At 54.4% G+C, this 6388-nt stretch carries 5 protein-coding genes; 2 read left to right on the top strand and 3 right to left on the bottom strand.

All coding sequences use genetic code 11. The features are described 5' to 3' along the window. Positions 1-68 precede the first annotated feature (68 nt). Together J1782_RS14545 and J1782_RS14540 are read left to right on the top strand one after the other, a co-directional pair. The gene (locus tag J1782_RS14545) at positions 69-1178 is read left to right on the top strand and encodes a porin (protein WP_152324297.1); all 1110 of its coding nucleotides are present in this window, start codon (positions 69-71) and stop codon (positions 1176-1178) included. Positions 1179-1382: 204 nt separating this feature from the next. Then, the gene (locus J1782_RS14540) at positions 1383-2189 is read left to right on the top strand and encodes a 5'-nucleotidase, lipoprotein e(P4) family (protein ID WP_208951367.1); all 807 of its coding nucleotides are present in this window, start codon (positions 1383-1385) and stop codon (positions 2187-2189) included. A gap of 114 nt (positions 2190-2303) precedes the next feature. On the opposite strand, the gene cirA is transcribed toward J1782_RS14540, so the two are convergent. The 3 genes from cirA to J1782_RS14525 form a co-directional block, all read right to left on the bottom strand. Next, on the bottom strand, positions 2304-4277 hold the full coding sequence (gene cirA, locus J1782_RS14535; RefSeq protein ID WP_217153386.1) for a catecholate siderophore receptor CirA: 1974 nt from the start codon (positions 4275-4277) through the stop codon (positions 2304-2306). Between the two features lie 186 nt (positions 4278-4463). Further along, a complete protein-coding gene (locus tag J1782_RS14530) occupies positions 4464-5300 on the bottom strand; it encodes an ABC transporter ATP-binding protein (protein WP_208951366.1) in 837 nt (278 codons plus the stop codon). After that, the gene (locus J1782_RS14525) at positions 5300-6382 is read right to left on the bottom strand and encodes an iron ABC transporter permease (protein WP_217153385.1); all 1083 of its coding nucleotides are present in this window, start codon (positions 6380-6382) and stop codon (positions 5300-5302) included. Before J1782_RS14525 ends, J1782_RS14530 begins: the two co-directional genes overlap by 1 nt. Positions 6383-6388 lie beyond the last annotated feature (6 nt).

Below are 6388 nucleotides of genomic sequence, written 5' to 3'. Positions count from 1 at the left end.
TCTTTCCATAAGACTTCATATAAAGCTTTCCCGAAAAGCTTTTAATAAAAAATGCAGGGTACAATTTCATGAAACGTAATATTCTGGCACTTTTAATTCCTGGTTTACTGATTGCATCAGGGGCTCACGCAGCGGAAGTTTATAATAAAGACGGTAATAAACTGGATCTGTACGGTAAAGTTAAAGGGCTGCATTATTTCTCTGATTCTGCCAGCAATGACGGTGACCAGAGTTACATTCGTTTCGGTTTTAAAGGCCAGACACAAATTAATGATTTAATCACCGGCTACGGTCAGTGGGAATACAACGTGATGGCTAACCACGCTGAATCTGACAGCAAAACGCCAAGCACTACCGGTACCAAAACCCGTCTGGGCTTTGCAGGTTTGAAATTCGGTCAATACGGTTCCATCGACTACGGCCGTAACTACGGCGCACTGTACGATGTTGAAGCCTGGACCGATATGTTCCCTGAGTTCGGCGGCGACGGTTACACCAAAGCTGACCGCTTCATGACAGGCCGTACCAACGGTGTGGCAACCTACCGTAACCGCGGCTTCTTCGGCCTGGTTGATGGTCTGAACGTTGCCGTTCAGTACCAGGGTAAAAACGAAAACGACAGCCGCAGCAGCAGCACCGCAAACGGTGACGGCTATGCCCTGTCGACCACTTACGCACTGGGTGATACCGGCGTGAGCTTCGGTGGCGCTTATGCTTCTTCTGACCGCACAACGGGCCAGAGCAATTCTACTTACGGTAAAGGCGATAAAGCAGACGCCTGGACCGGCGGCATGAAATACGATGCAAACGGTGTTTATTTAGCCGCTATGTATGCTGAAACCCGTAATATGATCGCTATTACCGTGCCTGGCGGTATTGCAGGCGCACCTGCTGGCAGCGGTTTTGCTAATAAAACACAAACTTTCGAAGCTGTTGCACAATATCAGTTTGAAAATGGCCTGCGTCCGTCACTGGGTTATGTTCAGACTAAAGCGAAAGATATTGAAAATATCGGTGATGCAGACCTGGTTAAATATGTTGACGTAGCGGCAACTTATTACTTCAACAAAAACATGTCCGCGTATGTTGATTATAAAATCAACCAACTGTCTGACGACAATAAATTGGCTCTGAATAACGACGACGTGACGGCTGTCGGTCTGGTTTATCAGTTCTGATTTAAGTCAAATATCCTCCCTCATTGTTATTTCTCTGTCTTTGATTTTTTTGGCCGGACTCACCCTCCGGCTTTTTTCATTTATGCCATTTTCCGACACGCCTCGCGATAATCGTCATAAACTCTTCCACACCCCGCTGAATCTGCTACAGTTTTAACGATTTTCATGAATGCGAATCTTTCTTAACAAGCATAGGGATGACTAATGAATAAAATTTCGCTTTGCACCACCAGTGCGTTGATCATGCTGGCTCTAAGCGGCTGTGCGCAGCAAAAGCCGGATACCCAGCAGAAACTGAACGATCAGTCGGTGATGGCGCTGAACTGGTTCCAGCAATCCGGTGAATATCAGGCGCTGGCTTATCAGGCGTTTAACACCGCGAAAATGGCGTATGACCAGGCCAAGCCACTGGCAGGACAGAAGAAAGCCGTCATCGTCGATCTTGATGAAACTATGCTTGATAACAGCGCTTACAGCGCGTGGCAGGTCAAAGCGAACAAACCGTTCGACAGCAAAACCTGGTCACAATGGACGGCAGCCCGCCAGGCAACCGCCGTTCCGGGCGCTGTTGAATTCGCCAACTACGTCAATACCCACGGCGGCACGATGTTCTATGTTTCAAACCGAAAAACCAGTGAATACGCCGCGACTGTCGACAATATGAACCGTCTGGGCTTCACCGGCGCCAACGACAAAACCGTGTTGCTGAGTTCCGATACCTCCAACAAGCAGGCCCGTTTTGACGCTGTCAAAGCCGCCGGTTATCACGTTGTCTTATACGTGGGCGACAATCTTAACGACTTCGGATCCGCCACTTATCACCAGAATAACGAACAGCGCCGCGCCTTCGTGAACCAGAACCATCAGCAGTTCGGCACCCAATATATCGTTCTGCCGAACCCGCTGTACGGTGACTGGGAGAGCGGTCTGGCGAAGGATTACAATAAGTTGTCGCCGGAAGCGAAATTATCTGTCAGAGAGCAAAACTTAAAGGCGTGGGACGGAAAATAATCGCTTTCAGAAAGCTGGCAAACTTTTCCGGTTTCACCGGAAGCTCAAATCGAAGAAGACTCGGTTTCTGGCTGGCCGCGAGAAAAAAGCCGCTTTTGCAGCGGCCTCCTGCAATCAGAAACTATAGTCGATCGCCGCAAAGTACCGGCGTCCGTCCTCGTTATAACTGTAGTCATCCCGGTTCAGGTCTTTATCCGTCAGGTTCAGCACACCGGCCCGCAGTTTCACGGCTTTATTCACCTGATACGAACCGCCGGTGTTCCAGACGGTGTATCCGCCAGGTGTGGCGTTACCGTCGGTGACGGTGCGGCTTTTACCTTTGTAGTTGGCGGAAACGTAGAAGCTCCAGGCATCCCACGGTTTCCAGTCCAGCGTAGCGTTACTGGTGTGGAATGGCAGTTCGGACAACGGTTTATTTCCACCGTTGCTCAGGTCACGCGCATCGTTGTAGGTGTAGTTCAGCTTCAGGTTCAGCACGTCGGTAACCGGCAGGCTGACTTCGGTTTCCAGACCACGGATGCGGGCTTTATTGACGTTGTAGTAACGGAAGATCGGATTACCGCTGGCGTCAAAGCCGACAAAGTTCGCGTAGGTCGGCGCCAGATTACGGTTGGCGGTGCGTATAACGGTGATCATGTCGTCGATATCGTTCTGGAAGACCGTGGCGCTGGCGCTCACATCTTCCAGCCAGCCTTCCTGACCGGCGTAGTACATGCCGAATTCCACGCTTTCGCTGGTTTCTGCTTTCAGGTCTTTGCTGCCGACCACATTACAACTGCCGCGGCAGGAAGCACTTTGCCAGTCCGGGCTGAGCTGTAACAGGGACGGCGCTTTGAAGGCCGATGCCCAGCCGCCTTTTAGCGTAACGGTGTCGGTGGCGTTGTAGACCAGATACGCACGCGGGCTCCAGTTGACGCCGTAGTTTTCATGGTCGTCCATGCGCACGCCACCGGTCAGCGCGAGGCTTTCGAAAATACGCCATTCGTCTTCGAGGAACAGCGCGTACTGGTTGGCCTGCGTGCTGCTGCCGCTCTTCATGTTGACGCCATCTTCGAGTTTATCGTTACGGTATTCGCCGCCGAACGTCAGGAACTGGTTGTAATCCCCCAGCGGGATCACGACTTTGCCATCGAGGGAATTATTCTTCGAGGTGATGGTTTCGGCGTTTTTGTTCTCGATGTTTTCACCGTAGAAACGCAGTTCAGTGTTCGCCAGCCCCCAGCGCCCGTTGTGGCCCAGCGAGTAGTTTTCGCGCTCAATGCGGTTTTTATCCAACGTATCGGAATCCCTGTCCTGACGATCCATACCGTAGCCGAACGTCATATCCTGATCTTCGGTTGGCGTCAGGGAGAATTCCACATTGGCGTTGCGCGACGTGTAGCCTTCGATGCGTGGCTGGCCGGTGCTGCCGCTGGCGGAGCTGGCCTGGTCTTTCTCACGTTTACCCAGCGCGCCGTAGACTTTTACGCCGAGCAGATCGTCAACCAGCGGGCCGCTGGCGAAGAAATTTCCGTTGCCGCTGTCGCCGCGATCGCGGTGTTCCTGAACCGTGGTGTCCGCGCTCAATGTACCGTGCCACGCGGTGCCGACTTTGCGGGTGATGATGTTAACCACGCCGCCCAGCGCATCGGAACCATAAAGTGAGGACATCGGCCCGCGCACCACTTCGATACGTTCGATTGATTCCGCCGGGATCCAGCTTAAATCGAAATCGTTATGGCGGAATACAGCGTTGCGGGAATTCACGCGTTTGCCGTCAACCAGAATCAGGGTGTAACCGCTGCCCAGCCCGCGGATACTGACGCCCTGACGGTTGTCGCTTTCATTGGTGATTTGCACGCCCGGCACATCTTTCAGAACGTCTTTCAGGTTCTGAACCGGTTTTTTTTGCAGGTCTTCGCGGGTGATGACGCTGATACTGGCTGGCGCATCTTTGAGGTTTTGCTGGATGGCGGAAGCCGTCACCACCATCTGGTCTTCTTTTTCTTTCACTTCAGAAACGTCTTCCGCCATCGCAGGACACGCGGCGGCAAACAACTGAGCGAGCAGCCCGGCTTTGATCGCCGGTGTAAATTTGACCTTAACCATTTCTTCTCTCCATGAGATAAAACAACCCCGCCGGTGCGGGACGTTGTAATTAAATTCCGTCAAACCGGTAAACGCGGCGCGAACAAACCCGCCCGGTTTATCAGGATGTTTTTATTAGTTTCAGGCTCACAATGTGAAAGGCGGACGCCGCTGCGTTGGCTGCGTCCGTTTTTATTTCGTCAGAACTTAAATCGAAGGGTCGCTGACCAGTCCGTCGATGAGGATCTGCGGCGTTCCCTGCGAGCAGCGTTCAATTCTCCCGCGCACGCCGTAAACGCGCGCGAGACTTTCCGGGGTGATCACCGCTTCCGGCTCGCCGTCAGCAATCAGATTACCGTCCTTGAGCATCAGCACGCGGTCGCCGTGGCGCAGCGCGATATTGATGTCATGCACCACCACCACGGTCACGATATTGCGTTTTTGCGTTTCCCTGCGCACCAGATCCATCACGTGGAACTGGTAGTTCAGATCGAGCGCGCTGAGCGGTTCATCAAGCAGCAGCAGCGATGGCTGGCGGATCAGCGATTGCGCCAGCCCGACCAGCTGTTTCTGCCCGCCGGAAAGCTGATCCAGATAACTCAGCGCCAGATGTTCAATACCGAGCTGACGCAGCAGCGCCATCACGCTGTCCGTGCCTTCAGAGGCTTTTCCTTTACCGCCAGACGCACGCTGCGCCACGATAATGGATTCCAGCACATGCAGATGCACACCGGCTGGCAGCGTTTGCGGCAGATACACCACCTGCTCCGCGCGACGGGCAAACGGCATCGGCATTAAATCGTGGCCGTCGAGCATCAACTGCCCTTCCGCCCGGTTCAGCCCGGCCAGCGAACGCAGTAAGGTGGATTTCCCGCTGCCGTTGGGCCCGAGCAGCACGGTAATTTTCCCGCGCGGCAGCATCGGTACGTTCAGGTTGCGGATCACAGGGCGCTTAGGATAACCCGCGTTGAAATCGCGGATTTGCAGCCCCTGCGTGGCGGCATTGAACAACGTTTGCGGATCGGTTTCGAGCATCGCAGACATCAGACGTTCCCCCTGTGGCGAAGAATAATGCTGAGGAAGAACGGCACGCCGACCAGCGAAGTCACGATACCGACCGGAATAATGACGCCCGGCACCAGATTTTTAGACGCCACCGACGCCATCGACAGCACCAGCGCACCAATCAGCGCACTCGCCGGCAGATAGAAACGGTGATCTTCACCAAACATCAGGCGCGCAATATGCGGCGCGACCAGCCCGATAAAACCAATCGGCCCGACAAATGCCACCGCCAGCGCGGAAAGAATACTGATACGCAGCAACGTGCCAAGACGTAAACGGCGCACGTCGATACCAAAACTCACCGCGCGATCTTCACCCAGACGCAGCGCGGTCAGCTTCCACGCGCTCATCATCGACCACGGCAGTAAAATCAGAAACGCCAGCAGCAGCACGCCCAGTTTCACCCACGACGCACGCGCCAGGCTGCCCATCGTCCAGAAAACTAAGCCCTGTAAGGTGTCTTCGGTGGCGATGAACTGCATCAGGGAAACCAGTGCGTTGAAGGTAAAGACCAGCGCGATACCAAACAGCACCACGCCGGAGCTGGCGACGCGCGTCCAGCGGGTGATGCCGTCAAGCATCAGCGCGGCGAGCAGCGCAAAAATAAAGGCGTTCGCGGAGATAAACCATTGATCCGGGATCCCCGGAATGCCGATACCCAGTACGATAGCCAGTGCCGCACCGAACGCTGCCGCAGAAGAAACCCCGAGCGTAAACGGGCTGGCCAGCGGGTTGTTCAGGATGGTTTGCATTTCTGCACCCGCCAGCCCCAGAGACATCCCCACCGCCACCGCCATCAGCGCGTAAGGCATGCGGATATCCCACACAATCACGCGCGTGCCCGGATCTGCCGCTGCCGCATCGAACAGCGTTTTCCACAGCGTACCGAGTGACAACCCCGACGGCCCCATAATGAAATCAATCACCAGTGAGACGATAATCGCCAGCACCAGGACCAGCATGATTAACAGACGGCGGCGGACGATATTCTGGTATCGCCCCATCACGCTGTTGTCGGTAGTGGCTTTCACCGCCAGCGCGGGTTCGGTCGTTGTACTCATGATTCG

This window comes from Rahnella sp. BCC 1045 (assembly GCF_019049615.1).
Lineage (GTDB): Bacteria > Pseudomonadota > Gammaproteobacteria > Enterobacterales > Enterobacteriaceae > Rahnella > Rahnella contaminans.
The sequence above is the reverse complement of the archived record's forward strand: the minus strand, read 5'-3'. Positions and strand labels throughout refer to the sequence as shown.

What these genes read in the sequence shown, in the direction of transcription:
- J1782_RS14545 (WP_152324297.1), top strand. Translation starts at nt 69, where the DNA reads ATGAAACGTAATATTCTGGCACTTTTAATTCCTGGTTTACTGATTGCA.
- J1782_RS14540 (WP_208951367.1), top strand. Translation starts at nt 1,383, where the DNA reads ATGAATAAAATTTCGCTTTGCACCACCAGTGCGTTGATCATGCTGGCT.
- cirA (WP_217153386.1), bottom strand. Translation starts at nt 4,277, where the DNA reads ATGGTTAAGGTCAAATTTACACCGGCGATCAAAGCCGGGCTGCTCGCT.
- J1782_RS14530 (WP_208951366.1), bottom strand. Translation starts at nt 5,300, where the DNA reads ATGTCTGCGATGCTCGAAACCGATCCGCAAACGTTGTTCAATGCCGCC.
- J1782_RS14525 (WP_217153385.1), bottom strand. Translation starts at nt 6,382, where the DNA reads ATGAGTACAACGACCGAACCCGCGCTGGCGGTGAAAGCCACTACCGAC.